Below are 18511 nucleotides of genomic sequence, written 5' to 3'. Positions count from 1 at the left end.
AGCTGTGAGTGAGGTCCGTGAGCCAAAGGCGAGGAGCAAGACAGGCGCACGCCCGGCGAAGGGGCCGAGCGAACCCATGATGACGGCGAGGCGTATGTACGAAGGGCAGATGAAGAAGGGGCGACATGAGCCCACCGTGAGAGGCGTCGTGAAGGCGCCACCCTTGGGGAGGGAGCGACAGATGATCCTGCTGCGTCAGCTGCTCGGTGACGTGCTGCGGCGGCTGAGGGTGCGGCAGAATCGCACCCTTCGCGAGGTCTCCACTCTGGCGCGTGTCTCACTCGGCTATCTGTCCGAGGTCGAGCGCGGTCAGAAGGAAGCCTCCTCCGAACTGCTCGCCTCGATCTGCGGGGCGCTCGGGGTCCCGCTGTCCCAGGTGTTGCGTGAGGTGTCCGACCAGTTCGCGCTGGCCGAACTGCAGGCCGCCCCCGTGCTGGCAGAGGTGCCTGAGCACGAGCGCCTGCCCATCCCGGAGACCGTCCCCGCAGGGCCGGAATTCGACGGTTTCCCCGAGGTCAAGGACATGGTCGCCGCCTAGGTGGCGCCTGGACGTCCCGCTTCGCCCGCGGTCGGCGTCTGCGCGACTTCGCCTGACCGTTCCCTCGACCTCATAACACCGGCTCGTCAGGACACGCCCGGCGAGAAGAAGTCAGGCGTGGCTCCGCGCCCGCAGTCCGGGTGGACCCGGACCCGGGTGCCTGTCCCGATCCCACGGGTGGGCGCCTGGCCCCCGCAGGCCCGTTTCCGTGTCTATATGACCCGAGTCTCTTCCGCGCCGCCGTCCCGTGGCGTCCTCACGCCCCTCGGTCGCGTGGCTCCCCTCGTCTTTGTGCGGCCGTCTCCTCGCGGCCCGTCCCCGGCTTCCCCGCCGGGGCCGCCCCTGCCGCCGACCGCGGCGGTCACGATGCCTGGATCTCGACCACCCTGCCGTCCGGGTCGGTCAGGAGGTGCCGGCCGGGTTCCATCCGCGGCTCGGCGGTGGCGCCGTCCAGGTGGAGACCGAGCCGCACGGCTCCGGTTCTGCGCTCGGCGGTCGCCGGGTACAACTCGAACACGGTGCCGTCGGCCAGGACGGCGGCGTAGTGCCGCGGGCCCTCGCCGTGCCGCTCCCGGGTGAATTCGACGCCGAGCGCGCCGTAGAAGGCACGGCACTCCTCCAGCCGATCGGTGTACAGGACGAGCAGCATGACGCGGGCGGCGGTGGGCGGCACGGCATTCCCTTCGTGTCGACGTATCGCCCTATTGTCGGCTCTCAGCTCTGCTGGCAGGCGGGGCACCAGTAGATCAGCCGCTCGGCCGGCTGCGCTCCCATCTCCCCGCCGCTGATCGGGCTGCCGCAGCGGCGGCACGGGCGGCGTGCCCTGCCGTAGACGAGCAGGGACCGCCCGGGGCGCGGATCGCCCGTCGTCACCGGGAGCGGCGCGTCCTTGCTCGCGTCGATCAGACGATGGGCGACCGCGACCAGCGCCTCCAGCTCGTCCTGCGGGATCGAGCCCACCGGACGCCAGGGGGACATCCGCGCGGCGTACAGCGTCTCGGCCCGCCAGATCGTGCCGAGGCCCGCCAGGTCGCGCTGGTCGAGCAGGGCTTCGCCGATCGTCCGTGCCGGAGCGCGCAGCAGGTTTCGTACGGCGAGGGCGGCGTCCCAGTCCGGCCCGAGCAGGTCCGGGCCGAGGTGTCCCACGACCCGTGCCTCACGGTCGGTCGGCACGAGATCGACCATCCCCAGCCGCGTGCCGACCGCCTGCCACTGGATGTTGGCGAGGATCAGCCGGACCACGTCGCCGCGCGGCGCCGGACGGCCCGCCGGGTCCACCCGCCAGCTTCCCTCCATGCGCAGGTGGGTGTGGACGGTGAGCCCGCCCTCCACCCGGGTCAGGAGGTGCTTGCCGCGTGAGACCGTCGTCAGCACGGTCCGGCCGCGCAGATCGGCGGTGGCGTACCGGGGCACCCGGAAGTCGCTGCGGATCAGCCTGCGGCCGTCGAGGGCCTGCCTGAGCCGCTTGGCGGTCCGGTAGACGGCGTCACCCTCCGGCACGGCTCTCCTCCCGGGAGGATCGGGTTCAGGCGGCTCACACCGGCGTGTGCGAGTTCCACGCCGCCGGGTCGGCGGCGAGATCGGTCACCCGGGGCGGCAGCTCGCCCTTGGCGATCTGCTCCAGGGTGACCTCTTCGAGAATGGCCCGCTCACTCGCCCGCAGCGCGATCCACACCTGCTGCAGGGCCTGGGCGGCGCCCTGGTAGCCGACGTGCTCGGGCCGCTCGCCGCGCACGTTGGCCAGCGGCCCGTCCACCGCGCGGATCACGTCGGCGAGTGAGATCTGACTGGCCGGGCGTGCCAGGACATAGCCCCCCTCTGGGCCGCGCTGTCCGCGCACCAGTCCGGCGCGGCGCATCTGCAGCAGGATGTTCTCCAGATATTTGGGGGGCATCTCCTGCTCCTTGGCCAGCTCGCCCACCGTGGTGGGTCCCTCACCCGCCGCGGCGAGTTCGGCGGCGGCACGGAGGGCGTAGTCGACACGGGCAGAAAGTCGCATGTAGTCGATTATCCCGCCTGGTTGGCATCGGTAGGACGCCCGCCCGCCGACACGGTCCGTCCGGGCCTAATCGAGCCGGAGCCGTACGACGAGCGGGAGGTGGTCGGAGAACCGCACCCGGGGCGCGACGGCCGCCACCGCGGTGAGCCCGGCGGAGATCAGCACGTGGTCGATGCGCCGCACGGGGGCGTCGGCGGGCGAGGTCGGCGGGTCGCCGAGCGCCCGCAGGGGGTCGGACAGGCCCGCGGCCTCCAGCACGCGCATCTGGGGATCGGACGGCGTCGTGTTGAGGTCTCCCGCCACGATCACCGGTCGCGTACCGGCCTCGCCGGCGCCGGATGACGGGGTGTTCGCGGCGAGCCGCCGGGCGATCGCCGCCACCTCGGGCGCCTGCCCGCGCGGCTCCTGCAGGTGCGTGTTCACGATTCCCACCTCGTGGCCGCCGACGTCCAGCACGATCGACTGGGCCTGCGCGCCCGTCGGGTATCCGTGCCGCCCGAGCCGGGTCGAGCCGATCTCGGCGACGGGCAGGTTCGTGAGCAGCGCGTCGCCCCAGAGCCGGTCCGCGGCGGGGGCGAAGTAGTAGCGCATGCCCAGGCCGCGGGCGATCCTCGCCAGGTCGTCGTGTCCGCCGTTGAGCAGCCAGCCCCGGTCCACCTCGCTGAGCAGCACCACGTCGGGACGCCGCGTCGCGGCCCAGGCGGCGATGCGGTCGAGGTCGAGCCGCCCGCCGAGCCCGAAGCCCATCCGGATGTTGTACGCCACGAGCGTGAACTCGTTCCCGGTGATCGATTTCGTCGCGGGCGGCGACTGCCAGGTGAGGATGCCGGTCAGGAGGGCGGGCGGCAGGGCCAGGGACAGCGCGATCAACACCCATCGGCGTGGCGCCCGCCGGGCAGCCTGTGCGTCGATCCCGGCGGTCCGGTGCCGCCGGCCCGCGGGCACGGCCACGACGGCGACCAGGACGGCGACCAGGACGGCCACGGCCACCGGGACCAGCGCGTTGGGGAAGCCCAGATCCGTGTCGAAGGCCGCGTAGTAGAGGAACGCCCCGGCCAGGAACACGAGCATCCCGCCCAGCGCCGCGACGCCCCCGCGCCGGCCTGTGTCCCCGCGCCCGCCCGTGCGCGTAACAGCCGCGTGCCCGTCTGCGCTCTCCGCGACGCCCGGGTGCCCGCCTGCGCTCTCCGCGGCGGCGCCCGCCTGTCGTCCGGCGGCGCCGGCGCAGGCCCCGAGGGCGACCGTCGTCACGAGGGCGGGCAGGCCCTGCACGCCGATCTCGGCCGCCGCCACCCCGGCGACGAGGAAGAGCCCGGCCGCCAAATCCCACGACGCCCACCGGCTCCGCCGCGTCCTCACGCCCCACGATGTCGTCCAGGCACAGACGACGGCGGCGCACAGCGCGGCGACCTGGAGCGCGACCGCCAGGGCGGTGAAGGGCGCGCCGTGCTGCCCGCTGTGCTGCCCGGTGTCCCGCGCGAGTGTGGCCGGGCCGCCGCAGTACATGCCCGCGAGCATGAGCATCGGGCCGAAGGCGAACCACACGGCCGCCGGGGCGGGGACGGGCGACGCGGGCGACAGCCGTACGGGCCGCAGGAAGGCGGCGCAGAGGAAGGCGGCGCAGAGCGCGACGACGGCGAGCCAGGGGAGCGGCCCTCCCCGCCAGACGAGGTCCACCCGGTCGAGGGCCAGGTGGAGGATCGACGCGCCGGCCAGGCCGCCGACGAGCCCGGCCGGCACCCACGTGCCCGCCACCGTCCGCGCGCAGCCGTAGAGGAAGACCAGGCCCGCCGTGACCCCGGTGGAGGCGAGCAGAAGCTGGGGCGTGCCCCCGTCCGCGGCCTGCAGGCCGAGCCGGGCCGCGACGAGTGCCACCGCGCCCGCCGTCCTGACGATCCGGGGCGAGGTGAGCCGCGCCACGGGGACGGCGGCGAACGGCAGGACGAACCACAGCGCGGCGTACATCCCCATGCTCGCGGGGTCGGTCTCGCCCGCTCTGCCGTACAGGGTGATGAGGGACGGCAGGAACACCCGCACCACGTCGAACAGGAGCGCGACACCCGTCACGAGCATGACCAGTGGCCACGGGGGAGCGGGAAGGCCGCGGGCCGGTGTGGTGTGCGGTTGCCCGGCCGTCTCGGTCATGGCACTCCCTTCGGGGCTCATATGAGCCATCCTCATGAAGGGTGGGAGCGTTACCAACACGTTCGACCTGGGGCGTTCTCCGCCTTTGCCGGGTCGCTAAGCTTGCTGGAAACCTTGTTGTTCATTCATGGGCGCACGTGGTCGAAGCGCCGCCGGGGGCCGGGCGAACCGGAGGGGCATGGGTGGGCGCACCGACGGCGAGCCGGAGACTCAGACGATGGGAAGCAGGAGCATGGAGCGACGTCCTGGCGTGCCCCGGCTGCTCCGGGAGATCAACGACCGGTCCGCCCTGGAGCTGCTGCTCGCCTCGGGTCCCCTGACGCGCGGCCAGATCGGGGAGCTCACCGGCCTGTCCAAGGTCACCGCGTCCCAGACGCTGGCCCGTCTGGAGGAGCGCGGCCTGGTGGAAGTCGTGGGGGAGCAGGCGGGCAATCGGGGGCCCAACGCCGCCCTGTACGGCGTGATCGCCTCCTGCGCGTACGTCGCGGGGCTCGAGGTGGGACCCGATCGGGTGTCTGCGGCGATCGCCGACATCAACGGCGACGTGGTGGCCGAGGTGACGGCCTCCCCCGAGGGGCGGGACGACCCGGTGTCGCTGGTGCACGCGGCCGTGATGAAGGCGTGCAGGAGCGCGAAGGTGGCGCTGTCGCGGCTGCGTGGCGTGGTCATCGGCACGCCCGGCGTCGTCGACCCCCGCACCGGCGACGTGCGGTTCTCCTTCGACCTGCCGCAGTGGCACGAGGGCATCCACGAGGCGCTGGCACGCGACCTGCGCCGGGACGTCACGATCGAGAACGACGTCAATCTCGCCGCGATCGCCGAACGGGCGAAGGGGTCCGCCCAGGAGGTGGACGACTTCGTGCTCGTGTGGGTGGGCCGGGGCATCGGCCTGGCCGTCGTGCTGGGCGGACGGCTGCACCGGGGCCGGTCGGGCAGCGCGGGGGAGATCGGCTACCTCCCGGTGCCCGGCGTGCCGCTCGCGGACGACGTCAGGGCGGTGCCCGGGCGCCTGCCGTCGCTCGGGGGAGGCCTGCAGTCGCTGGTCAGCTCCGAGGCCGTCACCGAACTGGCCCGCGGGCACGGCTTCGCCGGGAACACCGCCGCCGACTGCGTGACCGCGGCCGTCGCCGCCGGGACCGCGGGCGAGCCCCTGCTCGACGAGGTCGCCTCGCGGCTCGCCCTCGGCGTCGCGTCGGTGTGCGTGGTGCTCGACCCCGGTCTCGTGGTGCTGGACGGAGAGGTCTGCCGGGCCGGCGGGGCGGCGCTGACCACCCGCGTGGAAGAGGCGGTCGCGCGCATCTGCCCGGTCCCGCCGCAGGTCGTCACGGGCCAGGTGGAGGGCAACCCGGTGTTGCGCGGCGCCGTCCTCGCCGCGCTCGACCAGGCCAGGGAAGAGATCTTCACGGCATAGGGAGTGCTCCCAGCCGAAGCCCCGGTTCGGACGGATGGGGCGTCGCCGTTACGAGCCGCCCATGGAGTGGCCCGGCATGTCGTCCATGGAGTGGCCGGACATGTCGTCCATGGAGTGGCCCGGCACGTTCCCGTCCGCGTCGGTCACCGTGAACATCCCGGCCATTCCCATGTCGGAGTGGCTCTGTACGTGGCAGTGGTACATCCACATTCCGGGGCCGACGCGTTCGCCGGCGATGACCTGGAAGCCGAACGACTCGGCGGGTCCTGTGGTCTTGGTGTCGATGATCCGGCTCGGGTCCTGCGGGCCTTTCAGCAGGCCGGTGCGGTTGTCGGCCCAGCGGTGTCCGTGGATGTGGAAGGTGTGGAAGAAGTTTCCGTGGGTGATGACGACGAACTCCACCCGTTCGCCGAGTTCGGCGGTGAAGTCGGGCGCCGGGGTGAGGTTGTTGGTCGTCATGTCGTTGAAGACGACGGTGAAGGTCTTGTCGGGGAGTGTGTCGCCTGTGCGGCGTACCACGACCGGCCCGTAGAGTCCGCGCAGGATGCCGCCCGTGCCGTGGTCGGTTCCCACCACGTGGTCGTGGTAGTGCCAGTAGCCCGCGCTGCCGGGTTCGATGGTGCCGTCCGGGCGGTCGGTCGGGGCGTGGGTGCGCCAGGTGTAGACGTACCGGTCTCCCGGCTCCACCACGCTGCTGTTCATCCGCGTGCCGTCGCTGGTCGTCTCGTAGTCGACTCCGTGCACATGCAGGCTGGCGGTGACGTCGGCGTTGTTGACGAGCTCGATCTCGAGGGTCTCGCCCTCGATCATCTCGATGAGGGGGCCGGGGATCGTGGGCTTGCCGGGCTCCAGGCCGTAGCCCAGCTGACCGTTCGGCAGGTTGTCCACGTAGAGGGTGATGCGGCGGACGTCGCCCGGCTCGCCCGCGGTCCTGCCGGCGGCCTTGGCTGTGGTCTTCTCGGGTGATTGCGCGGTTGCCTGGCTCGCCACGGCGAACGGCGCGATCGCCGCGGCTGTCGCCGCGGTGGTGGCGAAGAGGCGCCGGGAGAGCAGGCGTCGCGTCACATCAGTGCTTTTCTCGGTCATGATTCCCAATCGAGGACGGCGCTCGCCTGGGCGAGGCGAGCGGGGGGTGGTCCGTGATGCCGACGGCGAGCCAGCGGATGCGACCTGGGGGTCGGGGTCGAGGCGCGGCCGTGCCGATCCGGAGGAATTCGCGAAGGAAAGAGGGAATTTCGAAGCCGGGTCAGCCGCAGCTGGTCGCGGTGTAGCCGGCCTCGTAGGACGTGGTGACCTTCTTGCCGTTGATGAACGAGGTGCCCGTGACGGTGGCCTTGCCCGCGTCGATCTGCTTGGCCCGCGCGTTGAAGGACTGGTAGGCCTGCTTGCCCGGGGCCACGTCGGCCACGGTCTTGGTGCCGTACGGGGTGGTCAGCGTCACGGTCGCCGGCACGTCGCCGTCGTTGACGGCGGTGACCGCGACGTACACCGACGAGCCCACGCAGCGGGACGAAGCGGTGACGGTCAGCGGCACGCTCTCGCTCGCGCCGGTCACCGTGAACGTCCCGGCCAGCCCCTTGTCGGAATAGTCCTGTACGTGGCAGAGGTACATCCACTTCCCGGGGCCGACGCGTTCGCCGGCGATGACCTGGAAGCCGAACGACTCGGCGGGTCCTGTGGTCTTGGTGTCGATGATCCGGCTCGGGTCCTCCGGGTCCTCGATCATGCCGGTGCGGTTGTCGGCCCAGCGGTGTCCGTGGATGTGGAAGGTGTGGAAGACGTTTCCGTGGGCGATGACGATGAACTCCACCCGTTCGCCGAGTTCGGCGGTGAAGTCGGGCGCGGGGGTGAGGTTGTTGGTCGTCATGTCGTTGAAGACGATGGTGAAGGTCTTGTCGGGGAGTGTGTCGCCCGTGCGGCGTACCACGACCGGCCCGTAGAGCCCGCGCAGGATGCCGCCCGTGCCGTGGTCGGTTCCCACGACGTGGTCGTGGTAGTGCCAGTAGCCCGCGCTGCCCGGGGCGACGGTGCCGTCCGTCCGGTCGATCTGGGCGTGGGTGCGCCAGGTGTAGACGTACCGGCCTCCCGGCTCCACCACGCTGCTGTTCATCCGCGTGCCGTCACTGTCCCATTCGTAATCCACTCCGTGCACATGCAGGCTGGCGGTCACGTCGGCGTTGTTGACCAGCTCGATCTCGAGGGTCTCGCCCTCGATCATCTCGATGAGGGGGCCGGGGATCGTGGGCTTGCCGGGCTCCAGGCCGTAGCCCAGCTGACCGTTCGGCAGGTTGTCCACGTAGAGGGTGATGCGGCGGACGTCGCCCGGCTCGCCCGCGGTCCTGCCCGCTGTCTTGTCCGCAGGCGCCGCGGTGGCCTGACTCGACACGGCGAACGGCGCGATCGCGGCGGCTGTCGCCGCGGTTGTGGCGAAGGCGCGACGGGACAGCTTGTGTCGCGTCACATCAGTGCTTTTCTCGGTCATGGTTCCCAATCAAGGACGGCGCTCGCCTGGGCGCGGCGAGCGGGGGGGTGGTCCGTGATGCCGGCGGATACGACGTGAGGGTCGGGACCCGAGGCCGGTCCGCGGAGCGTCGGCCGTGTCGATCCGGAGGTGGAATTCGGGCAGGTGTGAGGGCACTTTCCTCGATGCGTACGGGGTCTTTTGCTGATTTCTTCAGTAAGTATGGTAACGAACGAGTCAACTTAGTAATGGTTGTGGACTAAATGCAGCCAGAATGTTACGTTTTCCAGCCGAAGCGCCTGAAGAGCGGCCACCAGCCTCTGAAGGGATGGAGGACGTCACGGCACCGATGTCGTCGCCGGCGAGCCCAGTGACCACTGCGGCCGATCAGGTAGTTCTTCCGAAGGTTGCTGTTGCCCCCCCACAACCGAAGGAGCGGACGATGGGCCGAAGAGACCTCTTCGCATACCCCGGCCACCCGCCTGGCGCCGCGCCGTGATCATAAGGGGAACGTCGCCCTGACTCTGGGCGTGGCGACGCCGCCCGTTATGGCCGCCAGACCTACCACCGCTCCGAGGCCGACACCCCTTGGCGAGTTTCGCGACGCCCGCGTGCGCGAGCACTCCCGCCCGGCACGCCCTCGGAGTGACGTCGGCCAAAGCACGATGTCCGCCGGCCGGCGCATCAGATCATGAGAGGTACACGGTATATGCGCATCAGATCTTTGTCGGGCTTCCTCGGTGATTTGCGGAGGGCGCTCAGAACCCCTGCCACGCTCGGACGCATGGTCCTGGTGATCGCGGCAGTGGCACTGCCGACGGTGTGGCTGTCGGGAGTCGGAGCCGCGGCGCAGGACCAGGGTCAGCAGGCCGTCCAGGCGGCGGAGCAGACGCTCGTCTGGACCGCCGACAACAGTTACACCCAGTACAAGTCCGCGCCGACCACGGCGAAGGCCGGCCTTACGACGATCGTCTTCGAGACCAACGCGTCGACCGGCAACACCTCCGGGCTGACGCACACGCTGACGTTCGACGTCTCCAGCCCCGGCTACAACCACGACGTCAACGTCAACTTCGTCGCCAGCCCCTTCGACGCGAGCGGGGGCAGGCACGAGGTTCAGGTGAACCTCACCCCCGGAACGTACCGCTTCTACTGCGCGATCCCCGGTCACTCGGGAATGGTCGGCGAGCTCGTGGTCACCAGCGCCGACACGACGCCGCCGACGGTGGCGGCGGATGTGTCGGGCGAGAAGAACGCCGATGGCGACTACGTGGAGTCCGCCGCGGTGACCGTCTCCGCGACCGACACCGAGTCCGGTGTGGACACGGTGGAGTACGCCCTGGACGCTGGCGCGTTCCAGGCCTACACGGCTCCGGTGCCGGTGAACCAGGTCGGCGAGCACACCGTGAGCTATCGGGCGACCGACAAGGCCGGCAACACCTCTGAGGTGCAGTCGGTGACGTTCACAGTGGTGGCCCCGCAGCCGAAGGACACCACGCCGCCGACGGTGGCGGCGGATGTGTCGGGTGAGAAGAACGCCGATGGCGACTACGTGGAGTCCGCCACGGTGACCATCTCCGCGACCGACACCGAGTCCGGTGTGGACACGGTGGAGTACGCGGTCGACGGTCAGGCGTTCGCGTCGTACACGAAGGCGCTCGTGATCGACCAGCAGGGGGCGCACACCGTGAGCTACCGGGCGACCGACAAGGCCGGCAACACCTCCGACGTCGCCACCACCGACTTCACGGTCGTCATGGCGCCGCCGCCCGCCGAGACGCCGCTGACCGTCACCGCCTCGTCCCGCTGCGTGGGCTCGTCGGTGTATGTCGCGGTCACGGCCGTCAACGACGGCGACGTGCCGGCGACCGTGACGCTGACCACCCCGTACGGCTCCAAGACCGTGGCCGACGTGGCCCCGGGCAAGCAGGCCTACCAGTCCTTCAACGCGCGGGCCAAGCAGATCGGCGCGGGCGAGGCCACCGTCACGGGCACCTCGCTCATCGACGGCGAGAAGGTCACCACGTCCTACGAGGCCGACTACACCGCGACCAGCTGCGGCTGACCGGGGCCGCGTGGCGATCACGGTGTGTGTACCGGTGACGCCACCGTAGTGAACAGGGGCCGACCGGCCGATGGGCCGGTCGGCCCCGTCTTCTACAGCCCCGCCACCGAGGGGCCATCGCTCAGCAGCTCCACCGCGGCCTGGGCGTTGGGGCGGGCCGCGCCGTACGTCGCGATGTAGGCCCCCGCCTCCGGCCGCCAGATCGGCAGGCCCATCTCCACCACGACGGCGTCCGGGCGGGCGGCGAGCAGCTCCGAGATCAGCCGGCGACTGCCCGGGTGGCGGTGGGCGTCCTTGACCACCACGATCAGCGAACGCTCCCGGGCCCGGCCGAGCAGCGCCCCGGCGTCGGCCTCCACCGGCCTGACCCGGACGATCTCGGCCTCCGGCAGCCACGGCGCGACCCCCCAGGGCACCTCGCCCACCGCGATCGTCGGCGGTGTGTCGATCTCGACCACGAACGGGTCGGCCAGCGGCCCCGCCGAGCCCGTCAGCGACACGGCGCGCCGGGCGGCGCGGAGGCCGACGACGTCGCCCTCCGCGACCTCCCCGGCCGGCCCGTTCCCCGACGACAGGTGCGCGCCGGCGAACCAGTCGCGCAGCCGCTCCACCCGCCCGGCGGCCTCTTCCAGCCGCTCGGCCGGGAGTCTGCCCTCGGCGACGGCGTCCACGATGTGGTCCACCATGCCCCGTACGTCCTCCGCCGTGGGCAGCGGCCCGAGGCACAGCAGGTCGGCGCCCGCGGCCAGGGCCAGCACCGCGCCCTCCGCCAGCCCCACGTTCTCGCTGATCGCGTGCATGTCGAGGGCGTCGGTGAGCACGACGCCGTCGTAGCCCAGCTCGCGGCGCAGCAGCCAGGTGAGCGCCCGGGCGCTGAGCGTGGCGGGCAGGTCGCCGGTCAGCTCGGGAACGGCCACGTGCGCCGTCATGATCGACTTCGCTCCGGCCTCGATCGCCGCGAGGAAGGGGATCAGCTCACGCTCTCTCAGCAGGTCGAGCGAGGCGTCCACGATCGGGATCTCCAGGTGGGAGTCCTGATGGGTGGCGCCGTGGCCGGGGAAGTGCTTGACGCAGGCGGCGATCCCCGCCGACTGCAGGCCGCGTACGGCCGCGACCGTGTGCCGTGCCACGAGGTCCGGCGACGGGCCGAACGACCGGGTGCCGATGATCGGATTGTCGTCCGCGGTGTTGACGTCGGCCACCGGGCCCATGTCGAGGTTCACCCCGCACCGCGCCAGGTCCGCCGCCATCGCGTGGTAGACCCGCTCGGTCAGGGCCACGTCGTCCACCGCGCCGAGCGCGGCGTTGCCCGGATAGGCGCTCCCGGTGTGGTAGGCCAGCCGGGTGACGTCCCCGCCCTCCTCGTCCAGGGAGACGACGGGGCGGCCCGCCTCGTTCAGGCGGGCGCTGAGCGCGGCGACCTGTTCGCCGCCCGCGACGTTGAACCCGAACAGGCAGACGCCGCCCAGACCGCCCTCCAGGCCGCGCAGGACCCAGTCCGGCGCGGTGGTGCCCCGGAACGAGATCAGCAGTGCGCCCGCCGCGAGCCGGTGCAGGCCCGGGTCGCCGGTACGCGTGAACAGGTCGGCGCCCCCCGCCAGGGGGTCGCGTTTGGCGGACATGGTGTCTGCGCTCCTTAGGTGGCAGTGGGAGTGAGGGCGCGCGGGCAGGGCCCGTACGGCCACCTGGCGCGGTGGCCGTACGAGGGCCGTACGAGGGTGGCCGTACGAGGGGGAGGTGCTGGGTGGCGGTGGGGTTATCCCTTGACCGCGCCCGCGACGAGGCCGGAGACCATCCGCCGCTGGACCAGCAGGAAGAAGACGAGGACCGGGATGGTCATCAGGGTGGAGGCGGCCATGATGCCGCCCCAGTCGGTCGACCGCTGGCCGACGAAGAACTTCAGGGCGACCGGCATCGTGTACTTGCCCTGGTCGTTGATCAGGGTGAGGGCGAAGACGAACTCGTTCCAGGTGGTGATGAAGGCGAAGATGCTCGTCGTCACCAGACCCGGCGCGACCAGCGGGAACAGCACCCGCCAGAAGGTGGTGAACCGGCCGGCGCCGTCGATCCAGGCCGCCTCCTCCAGCTCCTTGGGCACGGCCGCGACGAACGTGCGCAGCATCCAGACGGAGAACGGCAGCGTCAGGCCGACGTTGACGACGATCAGGCCGAGCAGCTGGTCGTACAGGCCGATCCGCTTCACCATGGTGAACAGCGGGATCAGCAGCGCCTCCGCCGGCACCATCTGCACGATCAGCAGCAGGATCAGGAACGAGGTGCGGAAGCGGAAGCGGAACCGGGCCACCGCGGTCGCCGCGAGCAGCGCGAAGACCGCGCCGAGCACGACGGCGCTGAGTGCCACGAGCGTGCTGTTGAGCAGGTACTGCCAGATGGGGAGCTCGCCCACGCCCTTGGTGAAGACCCGCTGCACGTGGTCCAGCGACGGCGGGCTGGGGAAGGGGATGAAGCTCGTGGTGAAGATCTGGTCGTTCGGCTTGAAGGCCGTGGCGACCATCCAGTAGACGGGGAAGACCGCGAAGAGGAACACCGCGACGCCGGCCGCGTTCAGCGCGATCCGTCCGAGTCTCCTGCGCGCCAGCGGGTTCATCGGATGTCGTCCTCCGTCTTCACGATCTGCCGGACGTAGACGAGGGTGATCAGCAGCAGGATCACGGTCAGCACGACCGCGATGGCGGCGCCGAGCCCCAGCTTCGGGGAGCTGCCGCCGAACGCCTCGGCGTAGCTCCACAGCGAGAGGTTGAACGCGTCCCGGTTCGTGGTGCCGCCCGCCAGCAGGTAGAGCTGGGTGAAGACCTTGAAGTCCCAGATGATCGACAGTACGACCAGCACCGAGAACACCGGCTTGAGCAGCGGGAAGGTGATCCTCCTGAACGTGGTGACCGCGCCCGAGCCGTCCATCTTCGCCGCCTCGTACAGCTCCGACGGGATGCTCTTCAGGCCGGCGAGCACGGACACCGCGATGAACGGGAACGACGCCCACACCACGGCGACGATCAGCACGAAGTAGAGCGTGGAGGTGTCGTTGAACCAGGGCTGGCCGCTCCAGTCCGAATGGCCGAACAGCAGCCGCGACAGCCCGTCGGGCAGCAGGTTCAGCATCCAGTTGGCGACGCCGGCGTCGGAGTCGAACAGCCACTTCCACACGATGGCCTGCGCGGTGGGCGGGGTCGCCCAGGCGGCCATGATGCCGACGACCACGAAGGTCGACATCTTCGGGCCGAGCTTGTTGAGCAGCAGGCCGACCAGGGTCCCGAGGAGGAGCGTCAGCGCGACGGTGACGAGGGCGAAGACCACCGTGTTGCGCAGCGACGACCAGAACAGGGGCGAGGACAGGACGCTCTCGTAGTTGTCCACGCCGATGAAGTCGGCCGGCGCGGGGTTGACGGCCTTGATCTGGCGGAGTCCGACCTTGTGAAAGGACATCTCGACCATCTGGTACATCGGGTAGAGCAGCAGCACCGCGATGACCAGGAAGCCCGGCAGGAGCAGGACGTAGGGGACGGCCTTCGGGGGGAGCCCCGATCCGCGCGCCCGCTTGCGACCGCGCCGCGACGGGGCGGAGGTGTCGGCTCCGCCCCGGGCGAGGGTTGACGTGTCAGTCATGATCTACTGGTTGAGAATCGTCTCAAGCTCGGTGTTCGCGTCCGTCAGAGCCTGGTCGACGCTCTTCTTGCCCTCGATCACCTCGCGCGCCGCGTTCTGCAGCACGGCCTTGGTGTCGTTGGCCTCGGCCCAGTTGGGGCTGGCCGGGAAGCCCTTGGCGACCTTGAAGGTCTCCGTGAACGGCTTCTGGGCGGGGTCGCCGCCCATCTCCGCGAGCGCGTCGGGGTAGAGCGGGAGCAGGCCGCCCTCCTTGGCGTACCGGACGCCGAACTCCTTGCCCGCGGCGAGCTTGACGTACTCGAGGGCGAGCTCGGGGTTCTTGCTGTCCTTCCAGACGGCGATGTCGTTGCCGCCCTGGAAGGCCGGGGCCGGGCCGGAGCCGTCCTTGGCGGGCAGCGAGAAGAAGCCCATCTTCGACTCGTCGACCTTGCCCTTGCTCTGCTCCTTGATGGCGGCGATGTCCCAGCCGCCGGTGACGTACATGCCGACCTTGCCGGCGGCGAAGCGCTGGGCGATGTCGACGGAGTTCTGCGTCAGGCGGCCCTTGCCGGACACGCCGTCCTTGGCGACCAGGTCCGTGTAGAACTGGAAGCCCTCCTTGAAGGCCGGCTGGGTGAGCCGGCCCACCCACTTGCCGCCTTCGAACGTGGCGAAGTCACCACCGGCGGACCAGACGAACGGCGACAGCGACATGTTCGCGTCGGAGCCGCCGTTGAAGGCGAAGCCGTCGACGTCCTTGCCCTGCTTGTCCACGATCGTCTTGGCCGCCGCGACCAGGTCGTCCCAGGTCTTGGGGACCTCGATGCCGAGCTTGTCGAACCAGTCCTTGCGGTAGAGCACGGCGCGGGTGCCGCCTCCCCACGGCAAGGCGTAGATCTTGCCGTCGATGGTCTCGTAGCTCCACAGGTTCTGCGGGATCTGCTGGAGCTCGGGGTCGCCCTTCGCGGCGTCGGTGATGTCGGCGAGCGCGTCCTGCGCCACCCAGGCGGCGACCTGGTCGTTGCCGAACTCGGTGACGTCCGGGCCCTCGCCGCCGGCGAGCGCGGTGGTCCACTTCTTCTGGGCGTCGGGCCAGGGAACCCACTGGACCTTCGCTTCGGCGCCTGTCTGCTCCTTGAACTTGGCGTTCAGGTCGTCCATGTATTTGGTGAAGACGTCGGTGGGGGCACCGAGTCGCCACACGGTAAGAGTCTGACCGGCGAACTTCGGACCGTTCGCGGCGGCGGAGGCCGTCGGGGCGGTCGTGCTTCCGGAGTCGTCGCTTCCGCAAGCGGCGAGTCCCAGGGCCAGGGCAGCGGTCGCGGTAGTCGCGACGGCGATCTTCACGATCTTCACGATGGGTCTCTCCCTTCCCGGCTTCGCGTCGGGGGTGCGCCTCGTGGGGGGTGTCGGCGGGCCGCTCACCTGCTGGAAGGCGCTCTCCTTTCGGTCGGCGCTCATGGCGTCCCGAGGCTGATCGGTTGCCTCCGGGCTGGCTGGCGCTAAACTAACAAGAAACTTTCTTATAAAAAAGACCGCGTTAGCGGATCGTGACGAGAGGGGAACCTGCCGGTGGCTCAACGACCGGGTACGCCTCGGCTGCTTCGGCAGATCAACGATCGCGCGGCATTGGAACTCCTCATCTCCAGAGGCCCGCTGACCAGAGCCGAGTTGGGAGAGCTTACCGGGCTGTCCAAGGTCACATCCGGCCAACTCCTGGCCCGTCTGGAGACGCGCGGGCTGGTGACGGCCGCGGGGGAGCGCTCCGGCGGCCGCGGCCCCAACGCCGCGCTGTACGGGGTCAACCCCTCCAGCGCGTACGTCGCCGGGCTGGAGGTGCTGCCGGACAGCGTCACGGCCGCCGTCGCCGACATCGCCGGCACGGTCGTCGCCCAGGTGACCGTGGACCCGAGCGAGGCCCGCGATCCCGTGGGCATCGTCCACGAGGCCGTCCAGCGGGCCTGCGAGACGGCCGGGATCGAACTCGCCCGGCTGCGCTGCTTCGTCATCGGCACGCGCGGAGTGGTCGATCCGCTCACCGGCGACGTGCGCTACTCCGTCGACCTGCCCACCTGGCACGTCGGCATCCTGGCCGGGCTGCGCACCCTGCTCGGCGAATGCGTGATCATCGAGAACGACGTCAACCTGGCGGCCCTCGCCGAGCAGACGTACGGCGCCGCCCGGGGCGCCGACGACTTCGTGATCCTGTGGACCGGCGTCGGCCAGGGCCTCGGCGTCATGCTCGGCGGCCGGCTGCACCGGGGCATCACCGGCGGCGCGGGCGAGATCGGCTGGCTGCCCGTCCCCGGGGAACCGTTGCCGAGCGCGGTCACCGCGCCGCAGACCGGTTCCTTCCAGCGCCTTGTCGGAGGAGAGGCACTGCGCAACCTTGCCCGCTCGCACGGCCTCGCCACCCCGGACATGCGGGACGCCGAGGTGGCGGACCTGGTTCGTACGGCCATCGACGCCGGCAACGAGGATTTCGTCGAGGACCTGGCCGGGCGGCTCGCGGTCGGCGTCGCGGCGGTCTCCGTGGTCCTCGACCCGGGGCTCGTCGTGCTCAGCGGTGACGTGGGCAGGGCCGGCGGCGCTCACCTCGCGGAGCGCGTCGAGGAGGCGGTGGCCAGGGTGTGCCCGAGTAGTCCCACGGTGGTGGCGACCAGCGTGGAGGGCAATCCAGTTCTCATGGGTGCGATCGTCGCGGCACTGGACCAAGCGCGCGAAGAGGTCTTTTCGGACACTGTTTGACGGTAAATTGATCCACGTGCCCGAATCTCTCCATGATCGCTTCGCCGTACCCGGCCTCGCCGAAGGTCCGGTGCTCATCTCCGACCCCCGTGTGACCGCGATCGGCGTGCGCGAGTGCGGGGAGAAGCTGAGCGACGTACGGGGGCGGCTGCGGGTGGACGGGCGGCTCGCCGACCCCGCCGGGGCCTACGCCCACCTGCGCGAGGGCCTGCTCGCCCGTCTGGAGGAGGCGCAGGAGCGCCTGCCCGCCGGATTCAACCTGGTGGTGGTCGAGGGTTACCGCCCGCCGGCGCTGCAGACGAAGTACTTCGAGGACTACAAGGACGAGTTGCGCACCACGTTCCCCCTGCTGTCGGACGCGGAGTTGCACGTCGCCGCGAGCCGGTACGTCTCGCCGATCGAGGTGGCCCCGCACACGGCGGGCGCGGCCGTCGACCTCACGCTGTGCGACGGCGACGGGGTGGAGCTCGACATGGGGACGGCCGTCAACGCGACCCCCGAGCAGAGCGGCGGCGCGTGCTACACCGCCGCCCCCGTGGGAGCCGAGGCGCGGCGCAACCGCGACGTGCTGCGGGCTGCCCTGGAGGCGTCCGGGCTGGTCAACTACCCGACCGAGTGGTGGCACTGGTCCTACGGCGACCGCTACTGGGCCATGACCCGCCACGCCCCCGCCGCCGTTTACGGCCCCGTCGAGCTGTAGGGACGGCCCGGCCGCCCGCGCCGGGGTGCCGGCGCGGGCGGTGTGATGCGGCGTGGCTCAGGTGAGCTGGATGTGGTCCAGCTCGGCGTAGCCGGTGCCACCGGAGAAGCCGGGGGAGCCCTTGGCCAGGCGGATGACGTTGTAGCCCGCCCGCAGGTTCACGGTGGTGCTGACCGTGGCGCCGAACTGGCCCCACCCGGAAGTGGCCGGGTAGCTGACGGTGCTCCACGACCCGCCGTTCACGGCCAGGCCCTGGGTGGCGGTGGCGCCGGTGCCGTTGGCGTAGCCGATGGTCATCGTGTAGGTCCGGGCGGTGGGCACGTTCACCACGAAGTCGACGTAGCTGTCGGTGCTGTGATCACCGTTGCTGTTGTCGATGCGGCCCACGTAGCCGCCCTCGGACGCGCTGGAGCCGGTCAGCCGCTGGGCGCGGAAGACCGACGCGTTCTCCGCCTCGTAGCGCTGCTGGTAGGACGGCACCCCGCCGGCCGGCTGGACGATCACGTGGTAGGCGTCCGAGGCGGCCATGTTCGGCACCGTCACCAGTAGCTGATCGCCGGTCACCCGGTAGACGATGTCGGAGACGGCGGTGGCCGCCGGAACCGAGGTGAAGCGGTTCGGCGTGTGCGTGGACTCCAGCGTGACCCGGACCGAGGAGCCCAGTGCGCCGATGCCGGTGACGCGGACGGTGTTGGTGCCCGACTCGTTGCCGACGACCACGTTGACGATCTTGCGGGTGGCGTCGTAGGAGGCGAAGCCGTCCAGCCCGGTCTGGGTGGACGGCGTGGTGGTGACCATGCGGCCGGCCATGTCGCCGTACCACTTGTAGAGCCACCAGGTG

Annotated in this window: 16 protein-coding genes; 5 read left to right on the top strand and 11 right to left on the bottom strand. The window is 70.8% G+C overall.

The window, feature by feature from the left end; genetic code table 11:
- Window positions 1-181 precede the first annotated feature (181 nt).
- Complete coding sequence (locus FLX07_RS31085; protein ID WP_142575258.1) at window positions 182-538, top strand: helix-turn-helix domain-containing protein; 357 nt, start codon at window positions 182-184, stop codon at window positions 536-538.
- A gap of 361 nt (window positions 539-899) precedes the next feature.
- On the opposite strand, the gene FLX07_RS31080 is transcribed toward FLX07_RS31085, so the two are convergent.
- From FLX07_RS31080 to FLX07_RS31065, 4 genes are all read right to left on the bottom strand, one after another.
- Window positions 900-1187: a VOC family protein gene (locus FLX07_RS31080; protein ID WP_189105091.1), complete on the bottom strand. Its 288-nt coding sequence runs from the start codon at window positions 1185-1187 to the stop codon at window positions 900-902.
- Between the two features lie 65 nt (window positions 1188-1252).
- On the bottom strand, window positions 1253-2038 hold the full coding sequence (locus FLX07_RS31075) for an Fpg/Nei family DNA glycosylase (RefSeq protein ID WP_142575257.1): 786 nt from the start codon (window positions 2036-2038) through the stop codon (window positions 1253-1255).
- 34 nt (window positions 2039-2072) lie between these two features.
- Window positions 2073-2537, bottom strand: a complete 465-nt coding sequence (locus FLX07_RS31070) for an RrF2 family transcriptional regulator (RefSeq protein ID WP_142575256.1) — start codon at window positions 2535-2537, stop codon at window positions 2073-2075.
- Between the two features lie 66 nt (window positions 2538-2603).
- A complete protein-coding gene (locus FLX07_RS31065) occupies window positions 2604-4682 on the bottom strand; it encodes an endonuclease/exonuclease/phosphatase family protein (RefSeq protein WP_142575255.1) in 2079 nt (692 codons plus the stop codon).
- Between the two features lie 232 nt (window positions 4683-4914).
- Between FLX07_RS31065 and FLX07_RS31060 the strand changes: the two genes are divergently transcribed.
- Entirely contained in the window at window positions 4915-6093 is a 1179-nt protein-coding gene (locus FLX07_RS31060) for an ROK family transcriptional regulator (protein ID WP_142575254.1), read from the top strand.
- Between the two features lie 48 nt (window positions 6094-6141).
- On the opposite strand, the gene FLX07_RS31055 is transcribed toward FLX07_RS31060, so the two are convergent.
- Window positions 6142-7179, bottom strand: a complete 1038-nt coding sequence (locus FLX07_RS31055; protein ID WP_142575253.1) for a multicopper oxidase domain-containing protein — start codon at window positions 7177-7179, stop codon at window positions 6142-6144.
- 160 nt (window positions 7180-7339) lie between these two features.
- On the bottom strand, window positions 7340-8554 hold the full coding sequence (locus FLX07_RS31050) for a multicopper oxidase domain-containing protein (protein WP_208762477.1): 1215 nt from the start codon (window positions 8552-8554) through the stop codon (window positions 7340-7342).
- Window positions 8555-9338: 784 nt separating this feature from the next.
- Here FLX07_RS31050 and FLX07_RS31045 point away from each other — a divergent pair.
- Window positions 9339-10619: an OmpL47-type beta-barrel domain-containing protein gene (locus FLX07_RS31045; protein WP_142575251.1), complete on the top strand. Its 1281-nt coding sequence runs from the start codon at window positions 9339-9341 to the stop codon at window positions 10617-10619.
- 92 nt (window positions 10620-10711) lie between these two features.
- Here the strand turns inward: FLX07_RS31045 and FLX07_RS31040 are convergent, their stop codons facing one another.
- The 4 genes from FLX07_RS31040 to FLX07_RS31025 form a co-directional block, all read right to left on the bottom strand.
- Window positions 10712-12241, bottom strand: coding sequence for a glycoside hydrolase family 3 protein (locus FLX07_RS31040; protein WP_142575250.1), 1530 nt, complete (start codon window positions 12239-12241; stop codon window positions 10712-10714).
- Window positions 12242-12375: 134 nt separating this feature from the next.
- Window positions 12376-13227, bottom strand: a complete 852-nt coding sequence (locus FLX07_RS31035) for a carbohydrate ABC transporter permease (protein WP_142575249.1) — start codon at window positions 13225-13227, stop codon at window positions 12376-12378.
- Window positions 13224-14243, bottom strand: a complete 1020-nt coding sequence (locus FLX07_RS31030) for a carbohydrate ABC transporter permease (RefSeq protein WP_142575248.1) — start codon at window positions 14241-14243, stop codon at window positions 13224-13226. The genes FLX07_RS31035 and FLX07_RS31030 overlap by 4 nt, the downstream gene beginning before the upstream one ends.
- 3 nt (window positions 14244-14246) lie before the next feature.
- Window positions 14247-15578 (bottom strand): sugar ABC transporter substrate-binding protein, encoded by a 1332-nt coding sequence (locus FLX07_RS31025; protein WP_142575247.1) that lies wholly within the window; start codon window positions 15576-15578, stop codon window positions 14247-14249.
- A gap of 216 nt (window positions 15579-15794) precedes the next feature.
- Between FLX07_RS31025 and FLX07_RS31020 the strand changes: the two genes are divergently transcribed.
- Together FLX07_RS31020 and FLX07_RS31015 are read left to right on the top strand one after the other, a co-directional pair.
- Entirely contained in the window at window positions 15795-16970 is a 1176-nt protein-coding gene (locus tag FLX07_RS31020) for an ROK family transcriptional regulator (RefSeq protein WP_142575246.1), read from the top strand.
- A gap of 16 nt (window positions 16971-16986) precedes the next feature.
- Window positions 16987-17670, top strand: coding sequence for a M15 family metallopeptidase (locus tag FLX07_RS31015; protein WP_229689953.1), 684 nt, complete (start codon window positions 16987-16989; stop codon window positions 17668-17670).
- 57 nt (window positions 17671-17727) lie between these two features.
- On the opposite strand, the gene FLX07_RS31010 is transcribed toward FLX07_RS31015, so the two are convergent.
- Window positions 17728-18511: CBM35 domain-containing protein (locus FLX07_RS31010; RefSeq protein ID WP_280116560.1), on the bottom strand; the 784-nt coding region annotated here is incomplete at its 5' end.

The organism is Microbispora bryophytorum (assembly GCF_006874465.1).
Lineage (GTDB): Bacteria > Actinomycetota > Actinomycetes > Streptosporangiales > Streptosporangiaceae > Microbispora > Microbispora bryophytorum.
The sequence above is the reverse complement of the archived record's forward strand: the minus strand, read 5'-3'. Positions and strand labels throughout refer to the sequence as shown.